Below are 20027 nucleotides of genomic sequence, written 5' to 3' on the forward strand. Positions count from 1 at the left end.
ACAATGGCTCGGACCGGCTACCGGATTTACCGCGTGCCTCTTGCGCGGAACACGAAGGAGACAACCGATGAGAATTGCGCAGATCGCCCCGTTGACCGAATCGGTGCCGCCCAAGCTCTACGGCGGCACCGAGCGCGCCGTGTCGTACATCACCGAGGCGCTGGTCGATCTCGGGCACGACGTAACGCTGTTCGCCAGCGGCGATTCACAAACGCGTGCGAAGCTCGAACCCGTGTGGCCGCGCGCGCTGCGCCTCGACCCCGGCATTCGCGACCGGATCGCGCCGCACATGCTGCTCATGGAGATGGTGCGCCGTCAGGCCGATCAGTTCGACGTGCTGCACTTCCATATGGACTACTACTCGTTTTCGGTGTTCAAGCGCCAGGAAACGCCGTTCGTGACCACGCTGCACGGCCGCCTCGACTTGCCGGAGCAGCAACCGGTGTTTGACACGTTCAACACGGCCCCCGTCATTTCGATCTCGAACTCGCAGCGCCAGCCGATACCGCAGGCCAAATGGCTCAAGACCGTCTATCACGGCCTGCCCGAGACGCTCTACACGCCGCAGCCCGTCGAACAGCGCTATCTGGCGTTTCTCGGCCGCATCTCGCCCGAGAAGCGCGTGGACACCGCGATCCGCATCGCGCAGCGCTGCGGCTTGCCGATCCGCATCGCGGCGAAGGTCGACGAGGCCGACCGCGAATATTTCGAACGCGAAATCAAGCCGCTCTTCGCACTCCAGAATGTCGAGTTCGTCGGCGAGATCAACGACAGCCAGAAGGCCGAGTTTCTCTCCGGTGCGCATGCGCTGCTGTTTCCGATCGACTGGCCCGAGCCGTTCGGGCTCGTGATGATCGAGGCGATGGCCTGCGGCACGCCCGTGATCGCGTTCAATCGCGGCGCGGTGCCGGAAGTGGTGGACGAGGGCGTCTCGGGATTTATCGTCGAGGACGAGATTGGCGCCGTCGCGGCCGTGAACCGGCTCGCGCGCGTGCCGCGCGCCGGTGTGCGGCGCCGCTTCGAAGAGCGATTCACGTCGCACCGCATGGCGCAGCAGTACATCGAGGCGTATCAGGCGGTGATACGCGCGAACAAGCGTTCGCGCTTCAAGGTGATCGACACGTCCACGAGCTGAGCGGCTGAAAAGCCTGAGGCGGCCCGAGTCGGGGAGACTCGGGCGAACCACGGCGCTCGCGCACGTGGAGTGATTACAGCTTCAGCTGGGTGATCTTGGTGGTGCCGAGCGAGAGATCGCCGATCAGGCCGCTGTTCGTGAGCACGAAGACTTCCACGGGCTTGACGGCCGTGGTGGTGTCGATCGAGCCGTTCGCGCCGACCTTCACGAGCGCGACCGAGGCGTCGCCGCCGACCGCCCAGCCTTCCGAGGTCCGCAGCCGTTCCAGCGCGTCCTGCGTCATGAAGAGGTAGACGACCGCCTTCGACTGCATGCCGAGCGTCGCGCCCACCGATGCCCCCGTCGTGCTGTAGTAGCCGACCGTGCTGCCGCCGACACGCAGCGCGCCATCGCCATGTTCGCCGCCGATGCCGATGCCCGCCTGGATCACCTGCGGGAACACCAGCACGCCGCGCGCCTTGCCTACGAGTTCGCGCGAGCCCGGCACGGTCTGGAACAGGCGCGAGAGCGTGCCGTCGACGGAAGCGTCGATCGACTGGCGGCGCGCATCGTTGGTTTGAGCGGTGGGCGGATTGTTGCCGGTGGTTGAGCAGCCTGCCAGCGCCGCGCTGGCGAGCGCGATTGCGACTGAAGTCTTCAGGACGAAACGGCGTGCTTGCATGTTGTTCTCCGTTCTGGGTTCCGAAATATCCGAAAGCCGTGCCGCCATGGCGCTTTGCCGATGGCGGGATCAGCTTCGCCGTTATAGCACAGGCTCCTGATTTGCCCGCTCGAGACAGTGCAGTGACAAGACGCGCGTCAGCGTTCCGGCACGGGTTTGGTGGCAGGAGGGCGGCGCAGCGCCCGCTTCACGCCGCCAAGGACGATGCCGATCGCGAGCAGCGCGAGCGCTGGCACGACCCAATAGCCGACGAACGCATGCCATAGATAGCTCACGAGCGTCGCGCGGCGGGTGGCATATTCGTCGAGCGCCGCCTGATGGGGCGCGGCATTCTCTGCGAGCACGGCGGCAGGGCAGCCCAGTGCGCGTGCGCGCTCGGTCGTGCCCTGGCAATGCAGCGGCGCGCCGGCGGCACGTTCGGCGTCGGTGAAAGTCCAGCTCGTGAGCGCGCGCTGAAGATCCGCGCGGTTATAGGCCATCTCGTCCTGAGCCTCGCGCACCACGACGATCATCACCGGTACGAGCCAGAAAACGATCACCACCAGCCAGCGGCGAATCCAGCGGTTCTTGCGTTTCCACACCATCCGCGCCTCCGTGCGATGCGACCGGCATAGGCTTCAGCGTTCGTTCGGCGGCCCGATGGTGACTGCGTGGTTTCGTATCACGGAAGGGCGCCGCTGCAGCCATCATAGGAGAAAAATGGCGTGCAGGCGCAAGCTCGGAGATGCGCAGGCGCACGTGCGGGGCCCGGGTGCACAGGCCCATGCGCAAAGACGGCCTCGCCATGAAAAAACGACGCGCCGCAGCATAGGCCGGGGCGCGTCGCGATGAGGCTAAAGCAGCGCTGAAGCCGGGACCGGGCGCAAACAAGGCGCTTCGGTCACGCGGCGGATCAGCTCTTCGTCGAGAGGCACTGCTTCATGAACGCCTTGCGGTCGTCGCCCTTCTTGTCGCCGGCTTGCGTGTTGCACGCCTTCATCCGCTCTTGCTGCGACATGGTCGGCGCCGGCACGCCAGCGGCCGAGAGGCACTGCTTCATGAACGCCTTGCGGTCGTCGCCTTTCTTGCTGCCGGCCTGGGTGTTGCACGTCTTCATCTTCGACTGCTGGCTATTCGGGCTCATGGCCCCGGAAGCCGGCGCCGCGGGTGCGGCGGTCTGTGCGAACGCCGGCGCGGCCAGCGCGCCGCTCAGCACGATTGCAGCAATGACGGATTGAATCTTCATTGTTCACTCCCATGGGATGTCGACATTGTTGTCGGTAGTCGCGCGAGCAGGCGCCTTATCTTTGCCCATCGCTGCAACCATTATGGCAAAGCCACCCTGAAAACGAACCGGCGGTGCCTTCGGTTGACGCGCGCTCAGGCACAATGAAGCGTGTCGACCCTGCGCGGCATTCGTTGCAGCGCAAACCGCCGACCGCTTTGCATGCCACGGGAGACAAGCGATGCATTACCTCTTGATGTACGACCTCGCCGACGACTATCTCGAACGGCGCCCCGAGCACCGCGACGAGCACCTGGCACTCGCGTGGGCGGCGGCCGGGCGCGGCGAGTTGCTGCTAGCGGGCGCAATCGCCGACCCGGTGGACGGGGCGCTGCTGCTATTCCAGGGCGACAGCCCCGCGGTCGCGCAAGCGTTCGCGCGCGCCGATCCCTATGTGAAGGCGGGCCTCGTCAAGGCGTGGCGCGTGCGGCCCTGGCAGACGGTGGTCGGGGAGCACGCGGCGAATCCGGTGCGCTGATCCCTGGCGCGCGGCGCACCCAGGGCGCAGTTGGTGCGCTCGCGCAGTCGTCTAGCCGGTGAGTGTTGGATGGCTGCGCACACAATGTTCTCGGCCCCTGCATGCCCGCGATCCGCGGCGGCCAACCGGTGTCGCCTGCCAGGTCTCAATCGTCCGTCGCCGCGCGGTCGAGCAAATCGCGCACGGTTTCGTCGTCGACCTGGTCGAAGTCGAAATAGAACTGGCCCACGCTCATGAACGACGCGGGCGTGTGCACGCAGACGAGATCGTCGACGGCGCCCGCGAGCCGTGCGCGCGCACCGGCCGGCGCGACCGGCAGCGCTGCGATGATGCGCGCGGGGCCAAGCGAGGCGAGCGCGCGCGCGGCGGCCTTGATCGAGGCGCCCGTGGCCATGCCGTCGTCGATCAGGAGCGTCACGCGTCCTGCCACGGGCACAGGCGGCCGCGCGCCGCGGTAGCGGGCCTCCCGCCTGCCCAGCTCGATGCGTGCGAGGGAGAGCGCGCTCTGCAATTGCGCCTCGCTCACGCCGGCTTCGCGGATGAGCGTTTCGTCGACATATTGCGCACCGTTCGAGGAGAGCGCGCCCATCGCGAGCTCCGGCTGCCAGGGCATGCCGAGCTTGCATACGGGCAGCACGTCGAGCGGCGCGCGCAGCGCCTCGGCAACTTCGAACGCAACCGGTACGCCACCGCGGGGCAGCGCCAGCACGACGATATCGCGGCGCCCGGCGTAGGGCGCAAGTTGCGCCGCGAGCATTTGTCCTGCTTCGCGGCGATCGGTGAAGGGACGTTCCATGAGCGACTCCGGTCCCGTGCATGGCTGAGGTGGAACGATCTGTCCAGTGTGCCACGTGCTGCACCTGCGTGAGCGGAAATCGCGGACAAAAAAGGGCGCTTGGGAATGACTGGCATTCAGGCGCATGCTTCGCAGCCGCGGGCTCATTTGCATACGCCGATTTCTCGTTTGGAGCGGCACGCCGGCATGGTTACGATGACCTCGAACCTTTCATCGACGAGGTCCGTGCCATGTCCGATTCCGCCTGTTTTTCGACCCGTATTTCAGCCGCGCCTCCTGCCAATTTCGCGCCGCGGGTCGTCGAGCCCGCGCAAGCCGATGCGCCCGACGGACTCGGGCTCGCGCTGGAACTCACGTTGGTGCGGCCCGTGGACGGCATCGCGGGGCAAGCGCTGCGCATTCATCTGCGCCATGGCGCGCGCATGGAGCAGGCCGAGACGCTGCGCGACCTGCTGCACCAGGTGGGGGCCGACATCGTCGTGTCGTGAGCGGGTTGGCGCTCAGTCGAGCGGCGTCGCGAAGAGCGCGTCGAGCAGATTCGACGACGAAGGCTCGGCGAGCCGCACCAGCGTTTCCACCATGTGCACCTGGCAATCCACGAGCGGGATCGCGCGAATCCGCCGCGATTCGCCGAACTCCGCGCCCGCGATGACGCCCGCGCCCACCCCCTGCGCGATGGCGGTCTGCAGCCCCTCGCGGCCATCCACATAGAGCACGGGCTCGACCTGCAACCCTTTGCGCACCAGTTCCGCCTCGAGCATCTGCTGTGTGACCGATTGGGCCTCGCGGAAGATCATCGGCTCGCGCACCAGCTCTTCGTAGGTCATGCGGCGCTTTTTCGCCGCGGCGCTCTCGGCGGGCACGACCGCCACCAGCGGGTCCTCGCGCAGCACGCGCGAGTGCAGGCGGCTGTGCACCTGGTGCGCAGCCGTGATCGCGGCGTCCACCTCGCTCGACAGCACGCGCCGCATGCACTCGGTGGCGTTCGCGATGGCGAGCTTCACCACCACGCCCGGATAGCGGCGCCGGAACGCGCCGATCAGCTTGACGGCGAGGTCGGGCGCGTCGGCGACCAGTGCCAGCTCCCCCGATTCCAGCGCACCCGCCGCTTCGAGCAGGCGCCGCGCGTCGCGCTCGCAGCCCACCATCTGGCGTGTCACCGCGTAGAGCCGGCGCCCGAGGTCGGTGAGCTCGACGCCGCGCGGCGCGCGCTCGAACAGCTTCACGCCGAAATCCGCTTCGAGCCGCCGCACATGGTCGGAGACGGCCGGCTGGGTGAGCGAGAGCGCCTGTGCGGCGCGCGAGAAGCCGCCGTGCTCGGCAACGGCGTGAAAGGCACGCAACTGGGCGTATTGCATGGTGGTCGGCTCCCGGCTCGAAGATGCGCCCATCCGCGCCCGAGACGGGTCGAGCGGGCACAGCAGTGATGGTATAAGTTTTATCGATATGAACATCGATTATATCGATTTTACCTATGTGCTGCGCTGCAGTAATGTGTCGGCTTTCCTGCTGACTATCACTGGAGCAGCTGCATGACCATCCCTGCAGACCCGTACCTGTTGACCCCCGGCCCGCTGACCACGGCCGCAACGACCAAAGCCGCGATGCTGCGCGACTGGGGCTCGTGGGACGCCGATTTCCGGGCAATGACGGCACGTCTGCGCAGTGCGCTGCTGGAGATCGCCGGCTGCGACGCCCATGATGCAAACGGCGAATACGACTGCGTACCGCTGCAGGGCAGCGGCAGCTACTGCGTCGAGGCGATGCTCGGCAGCTTCGTGCCGCGGGACGGCCACGCGCTCGTGCTCGCCAACGGCGCCTACGGCAAGCGCATTGCCACCACGCTGCGCTATCTGGGCCGCCGCCACACCGTGCACGACACGGGCGACTATCTGCCGCCGCGTGCCGCCGACGTCGAGCGCCTGCTCGCCGCCCACGCCGACATCACGCACGTCGTCGTGGTGCACTGCGAAACGAGTTCCGGCATTCTCAACCCGATCGAGGAGATCGCCGCCGTCACGGCGCGCCATGGCCGGCGCCTGCTGGTCGACTCGATGAGCGCCTTCGGCGCCGTGCCGCTCGACATGCGCACGCTGCCGTGCGAGGCCTTCGTCTCGTCGGCGAACAAGTGCATCGAGGGCGTGCCGGGCTTCGGCTTCGTCGTGGCGAAAAAGGCGGCGCTCGCGGCCGCGAAGGGCAACAGCCATTCGCTCGCACTGGATTTGCACGATCAGTGGGACGTGATGAACCGCACCGGACAGTGGCGCTTCACGCCGCCCACGCACGCCGTGGCCGCGTTTCTCGAAGCGCTGCGCCTGCATGAGGCCGAGGGCGGCCAGCCGGGGCGTCTCGCGCGCTACGCGCGCAATCGCGACGTCATGGTCGAAGGCATGCGCGCGCTCGGCTTCGAGCCGCTGCTGACCGAAGCGTGGCGCTCGCCGATCATCGTCACGTTCTTTTCGCCCGCTCATCCGTCGTTCAGCTTCGCGCGCTTTTACGAATTGATGAAAGAGCAGGGCTTCATCATCTATCCGGGCAAGCTCACCAGTGTCGAGAGCTTTCGCATCGGCTGCATCGGCGCGCTCGACGAGGCGGTCATGCAGCGCGTTGTCCAGGCCTGCGGCGCCGCTTTGCGCACGCTTGGCGTGCCCAGCGGCGCGCCTGCGCATGCGGCGCTCGACGCCCGCGAGGCGCTCGCGGCCTGAGGACGGTGTGCGTGCTGCGCGCTTCCAGGCGCGCAGCCTTTCCCTCCAATCCAGACACACGAACTTTTGCAGCGCATTTTGCAGTGCATCTTCCAGGACTTACGGAAATGAAATACGTCAAGGCAGTGATCTTCGACTGGGCCGGCACGGTGGTCGACTATGGCTCGCGCGCGCCCATGGGCGCGTTCGTCGAGACGTTCGAGCAGTTCGGCGTACCAATCACGATCGAAGAGGCACGCGGCCCGATGGGCATGGCCAAGCGGCCGCACATTGCGGCCCTGATGGCGCTGCCGCGCGTCGCCAAGGCTTGGGAAGCACGCCATGGCCATGCGCCCGGCGAGGCCGATATCGACGCGGTCTACGACGTGTTCGTGCCGAAGAACGTTGCCGTGGCCGCACAATATAGCGACGTGATCCCAGGGGTCGCGGCCGTCACCTCGCAACTGCGCGCCGATGGCGTGCGCATCGGCTCGACCACGGGCTACACGCGCGAGATCATCGACCAGATCGTGCCGGGCGCGGCCAGGCAAGGCTTCACCGCGGACAGCATCGTGTGCACGGGCGACACGCCCGAAGGCCGGCCGTCGCCGTACATGATCTACCGGACGCTGCCGCAGCTCGGCGTGTGGCGCGCGCGCGAAGCGATCAAGGTGGACGACACCGAAGTGGGTATCGAAGAGGGCATCAACGGCGGCACCTGGACCGTGGGCGTGGCCGTCAGCGGCAACGCGTTCGGCCTCACCGAGGACGAAGTCCGCGCACTCTCGCCGGAAGACTTCGCGCAGCGCCGCGAAGCCGCCGTGCAACGCCTGCGCGCCGCAGGCGCGCACTATGTGATCGACAGCGTCGCCGACTTGCTGCCCGTGGTCACGGAAATCGAAACGCGGCTCGCACGCGGCGAGCGTCCCTGAGTTGCCGTGAGTTGTCCTGATCTCGCCTGATCAGGTGCGAGCGGCGAGCGCGATCCTGGCGGCTCGCTGCCGCCAGGATCGCTTCCTTAAAGGCGATCGAATCCGATCTCGCCCGGTCATGCCGCGCCGCTCACCACGTCGCGGCAAACGCCTTCTGCACCTGTGCGGGCGAGGTGATGCCGTTGGCGATCAGCAATTGCGTGAGTACGCGCGCTTTCTGCGGATTCAGGTCGAGTGAGACGACGAAGCCGCTCGTGTCGTCGTTCACTTCGACGTTGCGGTTCACGAATCCCGACCCCACGCGCGTTGCGCGCACCACCACGATACCTTGCTTCGCGGCGCGCTGAAGCGCCTCGAGCGCCGCTTTCGAGGTGTTGCCGTCGCCGACGCCCGCCAGCACGATGCCCTTGGCCTTGTTGGCGATGGCGTTGTCGATCTGCACGCCGTCCATGTTGGCGTGCGAATAAACGATCTCGACGCGCGGCAGCTGCTCGCCCGAGGGCAGCGCGTACTTGTGGCTGTCCGGCTGGAACGCCGGAGCGAGAAAGCGCACGCTTGCGGGATCGACGTAGCCGATCGGGCCGCTGTTGGGCGAAGCGAACGTCTGCACGCTCGTCGTGTTCGTCTTGGTGGTCGCGCGCGCCGACTGGATCGTGTCGTTGAGCACCACCATCACGCCGCGCCCGCGCGCCGCCGGGCTCGCCGCCACTTCGACGGCTTCGTAGAGATTGCTCGGGCCGTCCGCGCTCGTGGCCGTCGAAGGCCGCATGGAGCCCACCAGCACGACGGGCTTGTCGGTATGCAGCACGTTGTCGAGGAAGAAGGCCGTTTCCTCGAGCGTGTCCGTCCCGTGCGTGATGACCACGGCGTCGGCTTCGTTACGGTCGAAGATTTCCTGGATGCGCCGCGCGAGCGCGAACCAGACCTTGTCGTTCATGTCCTGCGAGCCGATTGACGCCACCTGCTCGGTGCTGAGGTGGGCGAGCTTTTCGATGCCGGGCACCGCTTGTACGAGTTGCTGCGCGCCCACGGCGCCCGCGTTGTAGGCGTTTGCCGCGCGCGTGTCCGCCTGGCCCGCAATCGTGCCGCCGGTGGCGAGCACGGCCACGCGCGGCAGCGCGGCGGATGCAGTGGTGGAAGTGGCGGTGGCTTCACCGGCGGCCAGCGAAACGCTAGTGGGCAGGGCAGTGGCGGCAAGCACGAATGTGGCGGCAAGGCATTTGGCGCGGATGGCGTTTCTCATGATTGTTTTCCTTGGCGGTTGATAATCGTTTTTAAAATGAGTGCTGCGGAAAAAGATTATTCGCCAATTACGGATAAATTCAATGCCGCCCTGGAAATATATTGATTTATATCGCATTGAATTTGAATCTAAAATGGAAACGCGCGAACGAATTGCTCAATAATTTGAAACTCAGAAAATGTTTCTTCCCGCCCGGATAATAAACCGGACGCCAGCCGGATTAGTGAATTCGCCGGCATCGGCCAGTATCGGGCCGTTTTACGGTGTAGCGCGGCCTGCGCTACCATGGCCCCCCTCGATGCCACCGCCGAATGTGTCCCATTCATGAAGACGTTTGTGCTTTTCGTTGCCACCGCGCTTGCCGAGATCGTGGGCTGCTACTTGCCGTATCGCTGGCTGCGCGAGGGCGCGAGTGCGTGGCTGCTCGTGCCCGCCGCCGTTTCGCTCGCGCTTTTCGCGTGGTTGCTCACGCTGCATCCGAGCGCGGCGGGGCGCACCTACGCCGCTTACGGCGGCGTATACGTCTGCGTGGCGATGCTGTGGCTGTGGGCTGTGGAAGCGATCCGGCCGAGCGCCTGGGATTGGGCTGGCATGGCGCTGGCGCTGGCCGGCATGGCGCTCATCGCGTTCCAGCCGCGCTGAATACGCGCGGCGTTTCAGGCAACCGAGTTGACGTTCGGGAATTTCGCGCGGAATGCCGGCGGCATCGGCACGACTTTTTTCGACTCGTAGTCGAAGAAAACGAACCCCGACTTTGCCATCGCGACAAGCGCGCCGTCCGCGGGCCGCGTAATGCGGAAAATGATGTCGCCGCCGTACTTGTTGAAATCCATGATGCCCACCTCGAAACACAGCTGGTCGCGCGCGTAGGCTTCGGCACGATAAGTGGTCGCGAGATCCGTGACGATGATGCTGATGTGGGCGTCCTTCATATCCTCGATGCCGGTGTCGAACAGGAAGCGCGCCCGCGCCTCCGAAATCATCGAGATCATCGAGTCGTTCGCAAGGTGGTTCGCCGAGTTGATGTCGGTGACGCGCACCGTGAGATGCGTCGAATAGAAGTACTGGTCTTCGGGAAAATGGAGCTCGATGCGGGCCATGGCGCGATGCGTTGAGTTGGAATGAGGGGCGCGGCGCGGGGCGGCTGGTCATTTGCAGCGTGTGCGCCGGCGCGCGCAAACCCCGATTTTATCGGTTTGCGGCGCCTCGTTGTCGGGCTCGCCGCAGGTGGCCGATGGGTGGCCGATGGGTGGCCGATGGGTGTCCGACGGGTGCCCGATGGGTGGCCGCGAATGGCCTCGATTCGCGGCGGGACAATGGCACAGGCGGGCGCCGCCTTAGCGCCGGCTCGCGGCTCGCGGATCGCGCACCATGCGGAAATCGAGCCGATAGGGAATCGGGGCCGCGGCGAGCGCCGCGCGCTCTTCATCGGGGCTCAGCGCGCGACCGAGACGCCGGCTTGCGCGCGTGATCTGGAGTGCAGACCAAATTTCGTCGAGCGCGGTTTCGCCTTCGCGGATCGTCGCAAATTCGTAGTCGAGCCATTGCTCGGCCAGGTCGAGATTCCCGTCGAGCAAGGAGAGCCGCGCGCGTATCAGCCGGATGCGCTCGTGGCGTTCGGCGTCCGGGCCCAACCCGGAGAGGAAGCGCCGGAGCGCGGCGATCCGGTCGTGCCGCAGCAGCCATTCGGCGATTTCGGTGGCGAGTTGGGGCGGCGCATCGGGCGCATCCCATGCGCTCAGATAGAGCCGCTCGGCCGCTTGCACATTGCCCTCGGACAATGCGAGGTTGCGCAGCGAGAGCGCGTTCGGTCGCAACGCGTGTGCACGCTGGAAGAAAGCATGGGCCGGCTCCGTGTGGCCGCGATCGAGCGCGATGATGCCAAGCGCCAGCGCATGCAGCCAGGTCTCGCCATGCCTGGCCGACGAATCGAGCAACTCCTGCTGCCAGTGATCTCCCGCAACCCAGATCTCGGGCAGCGCGGCGAGCGACCCGGCAGAAAACCGGCCCGTCTCGGCAAGCTCTGCCCATGGGCGCGCGACGTCCGGCGGCGCGTCGAAATCGAGCCCCGATGCGACCGGCCGGCCAGTCAGGACTTCGTGCAGTTGGCCCCAGATCGCGCCGCGATAAAGCCGGCGCGACACCGGCTTTATCGCGTGAACCCGCATGCGCGCGTCGAGCGAGGCAAGCGTGTGCGCCGGAAGTTGCGCGTCGAGCGCGCGCCGCACCGCCGAGCAGGCGGTATGCCAGCACGGATCGTGCGCGGCCGGGGCAGCGAGCGCGAACGGCATCCAGCACTCGGTCCATTCGAGCGCGCCGCCGCCGGGCAGCATGAATTCCTGATCCTGCGTTGGTGCGATGCCGGCCTGGATCTCGACATACTCCGTGTCGCCGGGCCGCCCGAGCACCTCCATCCAGTGTCGTCCGCCGGCGCCGGTGCCGAAGAAAAACATTTTGCGGCCGCGCATCCCGGATGTCGCGGTTTGCACAATGCCGCGCCCCTCGTGGTCGAGCGCGGCGATCCAGAGCCGGTCCGCATCGGGCTTGCGGAAGAACACCGACGTGGCAGCGTGCCATCGCGCCGGATAGCTGGCGTCGAAACCATGGGCATTCAGTGCGAATCGCTCGAGATGATTGTCCGGCAGCACGTGTTCGATGCCGTAATCGGCGGGCGCGAGCACGCGCATGCCGGGCCGATACGGAACCGCGGCATTGGTCCACCAATAGCAGGCAATCTGCGTGGGGTTGGGATTGACGATGCGGCCGTGCACGTAAAGGCGGCTTTCGCCGTGCGGCAGGAACAGGTCGACTTGCCAACTGGCCTCGCGGACTCGATCGAATTCATGGAGCCGCAGGATCGGGCCGTCGTCCGTTTCGACGACGCCGCAGAAAACCGCTGCACAGGTAAAAGGCGTATGCCCGGGAATCAAGCCATTCCATTCGATGCCGCCGGAAAACCACGCATTGAGCGCCGCCAGATTCGCGGGCTGGAATACGGGGTTGCGAAACAGCAGTTCCGCTCCGTTGCTCAGATCGATGAGAGAGGCGAGGCGCCCGCCAAGACCCGGGAGCACGGTTGCGCGCAACAAGCCGTTGTCGAGCACGACTGCATCGAGATGGCCGGGCTGCAAGTGACGGTCGTAATCGTCCTGGACACGGTACGGCAGAATCGACGCGTCGCCCCAGACGAAGGCATGTTTGCGTTCGTCCGCGCTCAGATTATTGGCGGGCGGCGCCGGATTCGCCGACGTGGGCTGTTGCCAGCGGAATATCGGCAACGGGTTGGCCGGACCCAGGCGGGAGACGGGCAGGGCAAGACGCTCGGTGCGTATGTGTGTCATGACAACCTTCCGGCTGCTGGGCGGTGGCCATCTCTCAAGAAGGCGAGACGAGCGCCAGCCAGGCCGGAAGAGTCGCGCGGGAACGCATACGGTTTTTGCTAGACGCGGGGCAGATCGTCCATCGACTTCTCGACGCTGCCGTCGGGGACTTCCATATCGATTCCGTCGACCCCGTTCGGGTGCGGAACCGTCTTGATCTTTGGCCCGAGGAACTTCATCCCGCCCAGCGTGAAAACGGAATACACCACCGCGCCCAAGCGAATATCGTGCGCGACGTCCGCCACTTCAGAGATCCTGGGCGGCGAGAGCCAGTCATGGGAATGAGGGTCAATTGGCGCCCAGCGCACGTGCGTCACCCGGTCCGTTGACGCGCTGATACGCACTCCGTCGACAGCAAACGTAGCCATAGTCACCTCCTTCGAAGCGAGATTAATATGCTAGTCCGTTCGACGGCGGCTGGAAAGCGGCGAGAACGCTACGCCGCCTCTGGCGTGCCATGGAAAGCCAGAGGCGTACGAGCGCACTTAGTGGTACGTCGTGGTCGTTGATTGCAGCTTCGTCAGCGTGCCGTCTTTGAAGCGGAACCAGCCTTGCGGGCCCTGCATCACGACTTCATCGGGCTGCCAGTACACGCGCTTGACCGTCATGCGCACGTTCGCGCGTTTCACCAGCGGCGGACGGCTGCGAAAGTCGTAGAGCACCGGGCCGTAAGCGGTCTGCACGAGCATGCGCGTGATGGTGCCGCCATCGTGGCCCATGTCGTCGAAGTGCTCGAGCGTCTTTGCGCCGAAACGGTCGAAAATTTGCTTGTCGAGCAGAGCCAGGTAATCGCGGTCGTCGCGCACGAATTGCAACGTGCCCGCGGGTGTGGCGAGCGAGTCGGACGCGTTGCTTTGCGCATGAGCGCCAGTCACGAACGAAGTTGCCGCGAGCGCAGCGAGCAAGAGGCGTTTCAATTTCATATTGCTTTCCAGATTGAGCGGCAACTCCGGGGACGGAGTGCGCCTGATAAACGGTGCTGCGGGGCATTCTCGCCAATTTTCGTCGATACGTCGAATGTCCCTGGCCGGCCGTGCCTGACCGGCCGTGCTGCAACTCACTTTGCTCTCGCAAAAGCCTCGCCGATCTGCCGTGCGCGCTTGACTTCGTCGCTGTGCAGGTAGATCGAGGTCGTGGACACGGAGGCGTGCCGCAGGTTGTCCCGCACGGTGGTGAGCTCCGCGCCGCGACCCAGTGCGTGCGTCGCATGGGTGTGGCGCATCCAGTGAGGGCTCGCGCGGCGCAGCTTTTGCGCAAGCGGCGCGTGGTCGGCCTCGATCGCGCCGGCGGCCAGCAAAAAGAAGCGCCGCATCACCATCCAGAGCCGCACGCCGCTGATCGCCGCGTCGCTGTCGGCTTCGAGGCTGCCGATGACCGGCGTGGCCGGATTCCAGCGCACCGGCATCACCGGCAGTTCGCGCTCGGCCAGGTAGCTTGCCAGCGCGTCCCACGCGAGCGGCGGCAGCGCGACGCGCGCCAGTTTCTTTCCCTTGCCCGTCACGCGCAGCCAGTGATCGCCGTGCGGATCCGTTTCGACATGGCCCAGCGTCGCCCCGACCAACTCGCTTGCGCGCAGTCCGGTCGCATACGCGAAATCCAGCAGAAACCGCAGGCGACGCGCCGCTGGAGCCGACCAGCCGTACGACCACTCCAGACCCTCCGCAATCGTGCGCACGAGCGCCCATTCGCCCTCGCTGAACGCGTGCGAGGCATCCAGCGCAGATGCCGCGTTGCCGCCGCGCACTTTCACACCGGCGAACGGATTCGCGAGCACGTAGCGCTGCTCGATGAGCCAGCGGAACAGGGCGCCGAGGATCGACAGCGCATGCGCGACCGAGCGCGCCGAGAGGCTGCCGTTGAACGGCCGCCAGTCCGGCGAGGTGCGCGTTCGCACCGGCCCGACCCAACGGCCGTGCGGGCTTGGGTGGCGCAGGAAGGCGCGATACGCGATTGCGTCTTCCGTGGTGAGGGAGGAGAGCGCGCGGCCGCGCTCGACGATGGCCCACAGGATCAACCGCTCTGCCTCCTTGCGGTAGGTGCGCTGCGTGGCCGGCGATTCGTGCAGCGCGAGCCAGGTTTGCACGGCCTCGTAATCGTTGGACGCATCGAGCGTGCAGGTGGCCTGTGGAGCGCGAAAGGTGCCGGCCGTGCCGTCGACCTCGTGCGGCAGCCTGATGGCTTCCCAGGGCACGATGTCGCCGCGCTGGCCCGCGACCACGAGCGCGCGCGCCTTTTCCGTGAGTGCGGGCCAGTCCGCGAAGAACGCCTCGATGGCGCGCGCACTTGCCATGCCGAGTCCCGGCACGGCTTTCCACCACTGGCGGCGGCGCGGGATGCGCACGGTGAGGTCGGCCAGCGTCGTGATGCCGTGCGCGTGCAGCACACGAACCGCGCGCGGCGTGAACCACTGCGCGATGTCGTCGGCGATCTGGGGCTCCGGCGGGCGTGCCGTGCGCAGGATATCGATGGCCTGCGCGACGGCCTTCGCGTGGCGCTCGCGTTCCTCGGCGGGATGATCGAGCAGGGCAGCGAGATCGTCACGATGCGCCGCGCGCGCGATGCCCAGCAGCCTGCGCCGGATCGCGCCGAGCACGCCGCGCGCGGATTTGTTCTCGCCGAGCCTTGAAGGCAGGTAGCGAACGACCGCCTGGCGGACGGGCAGGCCGGCATACCAGGCGCGCAGCACCGCGAGTTCGTCGGCATCGGGAAAGCCGGGTGGTGTGGCACAAGGCGGAACGTGAGGGCGAGTGAGGCGGTTTTTCATGCTCACGAGTTTAAGTCATAAATACAGACCTTATGATAAGAAAAGTTATCTTAATAGTGACATCGACATTCAGCCAGCTAGCGACGATGGGCCTCCCGAAAAGGGAAATAGAAGTCATGTCATACGAAGCGTTCCGTTCACGCGTCAAGGCACGTGAACGGGGTGGGAGTAGGGCGGACGTTTCGGAAACCTCGCTGTCGTTGGTTGGATCCTGACGTTAGCTTGCCTGGTTCAGTCCGCAGACCCGAACGATCTCTTCCTCGACTTCGCGCAGTCTGTCTTTGCCGAAGAAAATCTCGTCACCCACAAAAAACGTCGGTGAACCAAAGGCTCCGCGCTCGAAGGCAGCTTGAGTATTCGCCAACAATGCCGCTTTCACCTCGGGATCTTGCGTGCCTTCATAGATTGCCTTGCCATCGAGGCCGGCTTCCCGCAGGGATTGCACGATGATCTCAGGATCTTCCATGTTGCGCTGTTGCTCCCACACGTGAGCGTAGACCGCGTTCACGTAAGGCATGAAGCATCCTTGACGCTGTGCCGCCATTGCGCCGCGCATGATTTGCAGGGTGTTGATCGGCCAAAAGGGATTCTGGCGATAACCATCAATGTTATTTTTGGCGATGAAACGCTGAGTTTCCAGCCTCTCATAGGCGACTTTGTTCACGATGCCGGCAAACGCTTCAGCAGGGGAGCGATTACCGGTCAGCTTGAACAGACCGCCCAATAGAATGGGCACGTATTCGAACTCGACACCCGTGCGGGCGGCGATGGTCGGAATGACCTTATGGCAGAAGTACGCGTTCGGGCTGCCAAAGTCGAACAGGAACTGGACACGAGACGATGTCATGAGCTACTCGCAGGCAATGGTGGCAAAGCTTCGGTGGTTTGAAAGCGGACTGTGTCGCCTGGCTATCAGGAGATCTATGCCGTCGTGATTACCAGGCCTCCATCCACGGGCGCAGTTCCGTCTCGTGAGTCCAGGCATTGCGGGGCTGCATGTGAATCTGGTAGTAGGCCTCAGCAATGGAGTTGGGATCGACGATGCCGTCTTGTTCCTTGAGCGCGTAACGCTGCGGGAAGTTGCTCTGGATGAATTCAGTGTCGATGGCGCCGTCGATGATCGGATGGGCAACATGAATGCCCTTGGGCCACAACTCGCGCGCCATGCTTTGGGCGAGCGCCCTGAGTCCGTGCTTGGCACCCGAGAACGCCGCATAGCCGGCGCGGCCGCGCAAGCTGGCCGTGGCGCCCGTGAAGATGATCGTGCCGCGTGCGCGCGGCAACATGGCCTTGGCGACTTCGCGGCCCATGAGAAACCCGCCGAAGCAGGCCATTTCCCACACCTTGAAGTACACGCGCGCGGTGGTTTCGGTGATGCTGAACTGGACGTTCGCGCCAATGTTGAAGACCGCAACCTCGATGGGGGCAATGTCGCGCTCGATTTGCTCGATAAGCGCCACCATTTCCTCTTCCTTGCGCGCGTCGGTGCCGAACGCGTACGCGTCGCCGCCGGCCGCCTTGATCTCCTCCACGACCGGTGCGAGTTTGTCCACCTGGCGGCGCGTCATGCACGCGATATACCCTTCGCTGGCGAACCGGCGCGCGATCGCGCTGCCCGTTGCATCGCCTGCACCAATGACCAGAATTGCTTTCTTGTCCGACATTTCATTCTCCGCGTGACAGGTAACGTTTGAGATGATGATCCTGATCGCCAGTTCGATGACAGGTCTCCCAGTAAACAATGGCGGCTTCTCGCATGGTGGGGTCGGATCCTGTGGTGGCCTCGGATATTAAACTGCATTGCAGAATTTAAAACTGCATATAAGTCTAGTTCTTGGGCTTCCGGGGCGTCAATATTGGCGGAATCCCTAGTATTTTGGGTCTATGTATAGCTGCGGCAATCGATCATCATTGCGATGTGTTCTGCAATGCGGTTTCATGAACCGATATCGAGCCAACGCCGATGACAGCGGAACGCTGTCGAGCGATACCCGACACCCAATACGGAGACGTGTCCATGCAAGAAGCCAGGCAGTTGAGCGAGCAATACTCGCGCATCCATCAAATTATCGAGCCGTGGGTCAGCCAGCGTCCGGATGGCGTTGCCTTGCAGGACAAGCAGCGGCGCCTGACGTACCGCGAAGTCGATGCTGCAATCCGTCATGTGAGCGAGCGGCTCATTGCGTTGGGCGTGCGCCCCGGTGATCGCGTTCTGGTCGTTGCGGAGAACTGTGTGGCCGCAGGCGTCCTGGTGATGGCGCTGAGTGCGGTCGACGCCTGGGCCGTGGTGGTCAATGCCCGTCTCTCGGCGCGAGAGATCGAAACGTTCCTCGATCATTCAGGCGCGCGGCGCGCGTTTTATACCCATACGGTCGGCAAGGATGCGGGTGAGCATGCTGCCCGTCATGGTGCGGTTCCAGAATCATGGCCGGGCATCGGCGAGTTTGCGATTGGACCGCTCAATGAGCGGGCCATCGCCGAGCCGGTCTGGGACGACCCACGCAAGCAGACGGCGGTCATGATCTACACGTCGGGCACCTCCGGGCAGCCGAAGGCGGTGATGCTCAGTCACGCCAACATGCTGCACATCGCCCAGGTGATTCGCACGGTGCGCCGTCTTGGTCCGCAGGACAAGGTCTATGGCGTGCTGCCCATGGCGCACATCATGGGGCTGTCCGGCAATCTGGTGGCGGCTCTGGCGTGCGGAAGCACGTTGCTGCTCGAAGACCGGTTCTCACCGATTGCGCTTGCCAGCGCGATACTGGAGGAGCGTCTGACCATCCTCTTTGGGGTGCCCGTGATGTTTGCGAAACTGCTGGACTGGTGTCGCAGCACGGGTACCGATATCAGCAAGCACAGTCTGCGCCTCATCGGCGTGGCAGGCTCGCCGTTGACGCCCAAGCTGAAAGAGGATGTGGAAAGGGCGTTTGGCATGATGCTGCAAAACAATTACGGGCTAACCGAGATGGCCCCGACGGTGACGCAGACGGTGCCTTCCGACCCGCGGCGCGACTGCTCGGTCGGCAAGCCAGTACCAGGCGTGGAATTGCGCATCGTCGATGAGCGTGGCAACGACGTGGTGCCTGGCGAAGTGGGTGCGCTCTGGGTGCGTGGGCCGAACCTCATGTTGGGCTACTACCGCAACGAGGAGATGACGCGCGAGGCCATCAATGCCGAGGGCTGGTTCAATACCGCGGACCTCGGTCGGCAGGAGCCCGATGGCGGCGTTTTCATCATGGGCCGGAAAAAGGAGTTGATCATTCGTTCGGGCTTCAACGTGTACCCCACGGAAGTGGAGCAGGCTCTGAACAGCCACGCCTCGGTGGTTCAGTCTGCGGTTGTCGGCAGGGAGGTCGAAGGTAACGAAGAGGTCATCGCGTTCGTCGAAATGGCGCCCGGCGTGACGGTAACGGCCGACGAACTCAAAATCCATTTGCGGGCGCGATTGTCTCCGTACAAAATCCCGGCCGAGATTCACTTCATGGCACAGTTGCCGGCGGCGCCCACGGGCAAGATTCTAAAAAATGCGCTCAAGGATTTGGCCATGAAACCGGCGCAAGCGCCGCGAGGCTGAACGCCGCTCTGCCGGCATGCAAGGAAATTGGCAAAAGCCGGGTGCCGCGATTTTGATCCGTTGCATCCGGCCGTATGGTATTTTTCCGCCCCGGGATGAGAGAGGCGGCTGCCGGCATTCAACGGGTGGCGGCTTGCTTCTACTCTCCGGGAGCGTGGGCCGAGCGGACTGGCCGGTTGCTCTTGTACATTGGCTCTGTTCTTTCGGAAGAATGATATGACTTCGAACACGCGGACCGCTTCCCCGGAGAAGTGCGCGAGCGACAGCCTGGTGTCCGATAACGATGCATTGACGGACGGCGACGGCGATCGGCACTTTGTGACCGCACTGGCGAGGGGGCTGGACGTGCTCCGCTGCTTTCGCAGTGGCGACACGTTCCTCGCCAATCATGAAATTGCGGAGCGGTGCCAGTTGCCGCGATCGACCATCACCCGCTTGACGTATACGCTCACGAAGCTCGGCTACTTGTATGTGATGCCCGAAACCGGCAAATACCGCCTGGGTGCAGGCGCTATTGCGCTTGGCAGCGCGATGTTGGTCAAGCTCGATGTGCGGCAGATCGCCCGTCCGTTGATGCAGGACCTCGCCGCCGACGTGGGCTCGTTGGTGGCACTGGCAACACGCGACCGAACGGCGATGTTGCACCTCGAGTGCTGTCGCGCCAACTCCGTTGTGACGCTCAATATGGACGTGGGGACGCGCATACCGCTCGCCACCACGTCGATGGGCCGCGCGTATCTGGCCGCGATCGAACCGGGTGAGCGCGCGGAGTTGCTGGAGCGGATCCGCTCTTTCGACGAGGGGGCGTGGCCGAGCGTCAAGCGCGGTATCGACAAGGCGCTCGAGGAGTACGCGCAAACGGGATGTTGCTCGTCCGTGGACGAGTGGCTGAAGGGCGTGAGTGGCATCGGCATGCCCTTCAGGCCGGGCAGGGGCCTGCCCGTGATGGTCGTCAATGTAGGCGGGGCGACACAAGACCTTTCTGCCGAGCGTCTTTTTCAGGAAGTGCGTCCCAGGCTGATTCAGGTCGTCAATAATATTCGACTCGAATTGGGCCAGATAGATGAGCACGCTGGAGCCCCAACGAGCTCCGGCGATTCATGTGCTCCTCGCTGA

Annotated in this window: 22 protein-coding genes; 9 read left to right on the forward strand and 13 right to left on the reverse strand. The window is 64.8% G+C overall.

Annotation, left to right across the window (positions count from 1 at the left end):
- Positions 1-67 precede the first annotated feature (67 nt).
- Positions 68-1135: a glycosyltransferase family 4 protein gene (locus EYW47_RS06845; protein WP_133194083.1), complete on the forward strand. Its 1068-nt coding sequence runs from the start codon at positions 68-70 to the stop codon at positions 1133-1135.
- A gap of 73 nt (positions 1136-1208) precedes the next feature.
- On the opposite strand, the gene EYW47_RS06850 is transcribed toward EYW47_RS06845, so the two are convergent.
- From EYW47_RS06850 to EYW47_RS06860, 3 genes are all read right to left on the reverse strand, one after another.
- A complete protein-coding gene (locus tag EYW47_RS06850; protein WP_133194084.1) occupies positions 1209-1796 on the reverse strand; it encodes a BPSL1445 family SYLF domain-containing lipoprotein in 588 nt (195 codons plus the stop codon).
- A gap of 137 nt (positions 1797-1933) precedes the next feature.
- On the reverse strand, positions 1934-2380 hold the full coding sequence (locus EYW47_RS06855; RefSeq protein ID WP_133194085.1) for a hypothetical protein: 447 nt from the start codon (positions 2378-2380) through the stop codon (positions 1934-1936).
- A 308-nt stretch (positions 2381-2688) separates the two neighbouring features.
- Positions 2689-3021, reverse strand: coding sequence for a PsiF family protein (locus tag EYW47_RS06860; protein ID WP_133194086.1), 333 nt, complete (start codon positions 3019-3021; stop codon positions 2689-2691).
- A 220-nt stretch (positions 3022-3241) separates the two neighbouring features.
- Here EYW47_RS06860 and EYW47_RS06865 point away from each other — a divergent pair, with 220 nt between their 5' ends.
- Positions 3242-3538 carry a YciI-like protein gene (locus EYW47_RS06865; RefSeq protein WP_133194087.1) on the forward strand — a complete coding sequence of 99 codons (297 nt, stop codon included), beginning with the start codon at positions 3242-3244 and terminating at the stop codon, positions 3536-3538.
- A gap of 145 nt (positions 3539-3683) precedes the next feature.
- Here EYW47_RS06865 and EYW47_RS06870 read toward each other — a convergent pair whose 3' ends face one another.
- Entirely contained in the window at positions 3684-4334 is a 651-nt protein-coding gene (locus tag EYW47_RS06870) for a phosphoribosyltransferase (RefSeq protein ID WP_133194088.1), read from the reverse strand.
- Between the two features lie 230 nt (positions 4335-4564).
- Between EYW47_RS06870 and EYW47_RS06875 the strand changes: the two genes are divergently transcribed.
- Positions 4565-4822: a hypothetical protein gene (locus EYW47_RS06875; RefSeq protein ID WP_133194089.1), complete on the forward strand. Its 258-nt coding sequence runs from the start codon at positions 4565-4567 to the stop codon at positions 4820-4822.
- 12 nt (positions 4823-4834) lie between these two features.
- On the opposite strand, the gene EYW47_RS06880 is transcribed toward EYW47_RS06875, so the two are convergent.
- Entirely contained in the window at positions 4835-5692 is an 858-nt protein-coding gene (locus EYW47_RS06880) for a LysR substrate-binding domain-containing protein (protein WP_028216375.1), read from the reverse strand.
- Here EYW47_RS06880 and EYW47_RS06885 point away from each other — a divergent pair.
- The 3 genes from EYW47_RS06885 (at position 5691) to phnX (ending at position 7950) form a co-directional block, all read left to right on the forward strand.
- Entirely contained in the window at positions 5691-5870 is a 180-nt protein-coding gene (locus EYW47_RS06885) for a hypothetical protein (protein WP_133194090.1), read from the forward strand. The two genes, EYW47_RS06880 and EYW47_RS06885, sit on opposite strands and share 2 nt — an antisense overlap.
- The gene (locus EYW47_RS06890) at positions 5867-7039 is read left to right on the forward strand and encodes a 2-aminoethylphosphonate--pyruvate transaminase (RefSeq protein ID WP_133194091.1); all 1173 of its coding nucleotides are present in this window, start codon (positions 5867-5869) and stop codon (positions 7037-7039) included. Before EYW47_RS06885 ends, EYW47_RS06890 begins: the two co-directional genes overlap by 4 nt.
- A 107-nt stretch (positions 7040-7146) precedes the next feature.
- Positions 7147-7950: a phosphonoacetaldehyde hydrolase gene (gene phnX, locus EYW47_RS06895; protein WP_133194092.1), complete on the forward strand. Its 804-nt coding sequence runs from the start codon at positions 7147-7149 to the stop codon at positions 7948-7950.
- Positions 7951-8080: 130 nt separating this feature from the next.
- Here the strand turns inward: phnX and EYW47_RS06900 are convergent, their stop codons facing one another.
- Positions 8081-9193: an asparaginase gene (locus EYW47_RS06900; protein ID WP_133194093.1), complete on the reverse strand. Its 1113-nt coding sequence runs from the start codon at positions 9191-9193 to the stop codon at positions 8081-8083.
- A 324-nt stretch (positions 9194-9517) separates the two neighbouring features.
- Between EYW47_RS06900 and EYW47_RS06905 the strand changes: the two genes are divergently transcribed.
- Positions 9518-9835, forward strand: coding sequence for a YnfA family protein (locus EYW47_RS06905; RefSeq protein WP_133194094.1), 318 nt, complete (start codon positions 9518-9520; stop codon positions 9833-9835).
- 14 nt (positions 9836-9849) lie between these two features.
- Here the strand turns inward: EYW47_RS06905 and EYW47_RS06910 are convergent, their stop codons facing one another.
- The 7 genes from EYW47_RS06910 to EYW47_RS06940 all read right to left on the reverse strand — a co-directional run bounded on the left by EYW47_RS06910 (position 9850) and on the right by EYW47_RS06940 (position 17001).
- On the reverse strand, positions 9850-10293 hold the full coding sequence (locus tag EYW47_RS06910; RefSeq protein ID WP_133194095.1) for a thioesterase family protein: 444 nt from the start codon (positions 10291-10293) through the stop codon (positions 9850-9852).
- A gap of 237 nt (positions 10294-10530) precedes the next feature.
- Positions 10531-12534 carry a DUF5107 domain-containing protein gene (locus EYW47_RS06915; protein WP_133194096.1) on the reverse strand — a complete coding sequence of 668 codons (2004 nt, stop codon included), beginning with the start codon at positions 12532-12534 and terminating at the stop codon, positions 10531-10533.
- Between the two features lie 98 nt (positions 12535-12632).
- The gene (locus EYW47_RS06920) at positions 12633-12941 is read right to left on the reverse strand and encodes a hypothetical protein (RefSeq protein WP_028216367.1); all 309 of its coding nucleotides are present in this window, start codon (positions 12939-12941) and stop codon (positions 12633-12635) included.
- A gap of 117 nt (positions 12942-13058) precedes the next feature.
- Positions 13059-13490: a hypothetical protein gene (locus EYW47_RS06925; RefSeq protein WP_133194231.1), complete on the reverse strand. Its 432-nt coding sequence runs from the start codon at positions 13488-13490 to the stop codon at positions 13059-13061.
- A gap of 140 nt (positions 13491-13630) precedes the next feature.
- Positions 13631-15337, reverse strand: coding sequence for a site-specific integrase (locus tag EYW47_RS06930; protein ID WP_133194232.1), 1707 nt, complete (start codon positions 15335-15337; stop codon positions 13631-13633).
- Positions 15338-15554: 217 nt separating this feature from the next.
- The gene (locus tag EYW47_RS06935; protein ID WP_133194097.1) at positions 15555-16184 is read right to left on the reverse strand and encodes a 2-hydroxychromene-2-carboxylate isomerase; all 630 of its coding nucleotides are present in this window, start codon (positions 16182-16184) and stop codon (positions 15555-15557) included.
- Between the two features lie 88 nt (positions 16185-16272).
- Positions 16273-17001 carry an SDR family oxidoreductase gene (locus tag EYW47_RS06940; RefSeq protein WP_133194098.1) on the reverse strand — a complete coding sequence of 243 codons (729 nt, stop codon included), beginning with the start codon at positions 16999-17001 and terminating at the stop codon, positions 16273-16275.
- Positions 17002-17354: 353 nt separating this feature from the next.
- Between EYW47_RS06940 and EYW47_RS06945 the strand changes: the two genes are divergently transcribed.
- Positions 17355-18911, forward strand: coding sequence for a class I adenylate-forming enzyme family protein (locus EYW47_RS06945; RefSeq protein WP_133194099.1), 1557 nt, complete (start codon positions 17355-17357; stop codon positions 18909-18911).
- A gap of 216 nt (positions 18912-19127) precedes the next feature.
- A complete protein-coding gene (locus tag EYW47_RS06950; protein WP_133194100.1) occupies positions 19128-20027 on the forward strand; it encodes an IclR family transcriptional regulator in 900 nt (299 codons plus the stop codon).

Source organism: Paraburkholderia silviterrae, from assembly GCF_004353915.1.
GTDB lineage: Bacteria > Pseudomonadota > Gammaproteobacteria > Burkholderiales > Burkholderiaceae > Paraburkholderia > Paraburkholderia silviterrae.

What these genes read in the sequence shown, in the direction of transcription:
- EYW47_RS06845 (WP_133194083.1), top strand. Translation starts at nt 68, where the DNA reads ATGAGAATTGCGCAGATCGCCCCGTTGACCGAATCGGTGCCGCCCAAG.
- EYW47_RS06850 (WP_133194084.1), bottom strand. Translation starts at nt 1,796, where the DNA reads ATGCAAGCACGCCGTTTCGTCCTGAAGACTTCAGTCGCAATCGCGCTC.
- EYW47_RS06855 (WP_133194085.1), bottom strand. Translation starts at nt 2,380, where the DNA reads ATGGTGTGGAAACGCAAGAACCGCTGGATTCGCCGCTGGCTGGTGGTG.
- EYW47_RS06860 (WP_133194086.1), bottom strand. Translation starts at nt 3,021, where the DNA reads ATGAAGATTCAATCCGTCATTGCTGCAATCGTGCTGAGCGGCGCGCTG.
- EYW47_RS06865 (WP_133194087.1), top strand. Translation starts at nt 3,242, where the DNA reads ATGCATTACCTCTTGATGTACGACCTCGCCGACGACTATCTCGAACGG.
- EYW47_RS06870 (WP_133194088.1), bottom strand. Translation starts at nt 4,334, where the DNA reads ATGGAACGTCCCTTCACCGATCGCCGCGAAGCAGGACAAATGCTCGCG.
- EYW47_RS06875 (WP_133194089.1), top strand. Translation starts at nt 4,565, where the DNA reads ATGTCCGATTCCGCCTGTTTTTCGACCCGTATTTCAGCCGCGCCTCCT.
- EYW47_RS06885 (WP_133194090.1), top strand. Translation starts at nt 5,691, where the DNA reads ATGGTGGTCGGCTCCCGGCTCGAAGATGCGCCCATCCGCGCCCGAGAC.
- EYW47_RS06880 (WP_028216375.1), bottom strand. Translation starts at nt 5,692, where the DNA reads ATGCAATACGCCCAGTTGCGTGCCTTTCACGCCGTTGCCGAGCACGGC.
- EYW47_RS06890 (WP_133194091.1), top strand. Translation starts at nt 5,867, where the DNA reads ATGACCATCCCTGCAGACCCGTACCTGTTGACCCCCGGCCCGCTGACC.
- phnX (WP_133194092.1), top strand. Translation starts at nt 7,147, where the DNA reads ATGAAATACGTCAAGGCAGTGATCTTCGACTGGGCCGGCACGGTGGTC.
- EYW47_RS06900 (WP_133194093.1), bottom strand. Translation starts at nt 9,193, where the DNA reads ATGAGAAACGCCATCCGCGCCAAATGCCTTGCCGCCACATTCGTGCTT.
- EYW47_RS06905 (WP_133194094.1), top strand. Translation starts at nt 9,518, where the DNA reads ATGAAGACGTTTGTGCTTTTCGTTGCCACCGCGCTTGCCGAGATCGTG.
- EYW47_RS06910 (WP_133194095.1), bottom strand. Translation starts at nt 10,293, where the DNA reads ATGGCCCGCATCGAGCTCCATTTTCCCGAAGACCAGTACTTCTATTCG.
- EYW47_RS06915 (WP_133194096.1), bottom strand. Translation starts at nt 12,534, where the DNA reads ATGACACACATACGCACCGAGCGTCTTGCCCTGCCCGTCTCCCGCCTG.
- EYW47_RS06920 (WP_028216367.1), bottom strand. Translation starts at nt 12,941, where the DNA reads ATGGCTACGTTTGCTGTCGACGGAGTGCGTATCAGCGCGTCAACGGAC.
- EYW47_RS06930 (WP_133194232.1), bottom strand. Translation starts at nt 15,337, where the DNA reads ATGAAAAACCGCCTCACTCGCCCTCACGTTCCGCCTTGTGCCACACCA.
- EYW47_RS06935 (WP_133194097.1), bottom strand. Translation starts at nt 16,184, where the DNA reads ATGACATCGTCTCGTGTCCAGTTCCTGTTCGACTTTGGCAGCCCGAAC.
- EYW47_RS06940 (WP_133194098.1), bottom strand. Translation starts at nt 17,001, where the DNA reads ATGTCGGACAAGAAAGCAATTCTGGTCATTGGTGCAGGCGATGCAACG.
- EYW47_RS06945 (WP_133194099.1), top strand. Translation starts at nt 17,355, where the DNA reads ATGCAAGAAGCCAGGCAGTTGAGCGAGCAATACTCGCGCATCCATCAA.
- EYW47_RS06950 (WP_133194100.1), top strand. Translation starts at nt 19,128, where the DNA reads ATGACTTCGAACACGCGGACCGCTTCCCCGGAGAAGTGCGCGAGCGAC.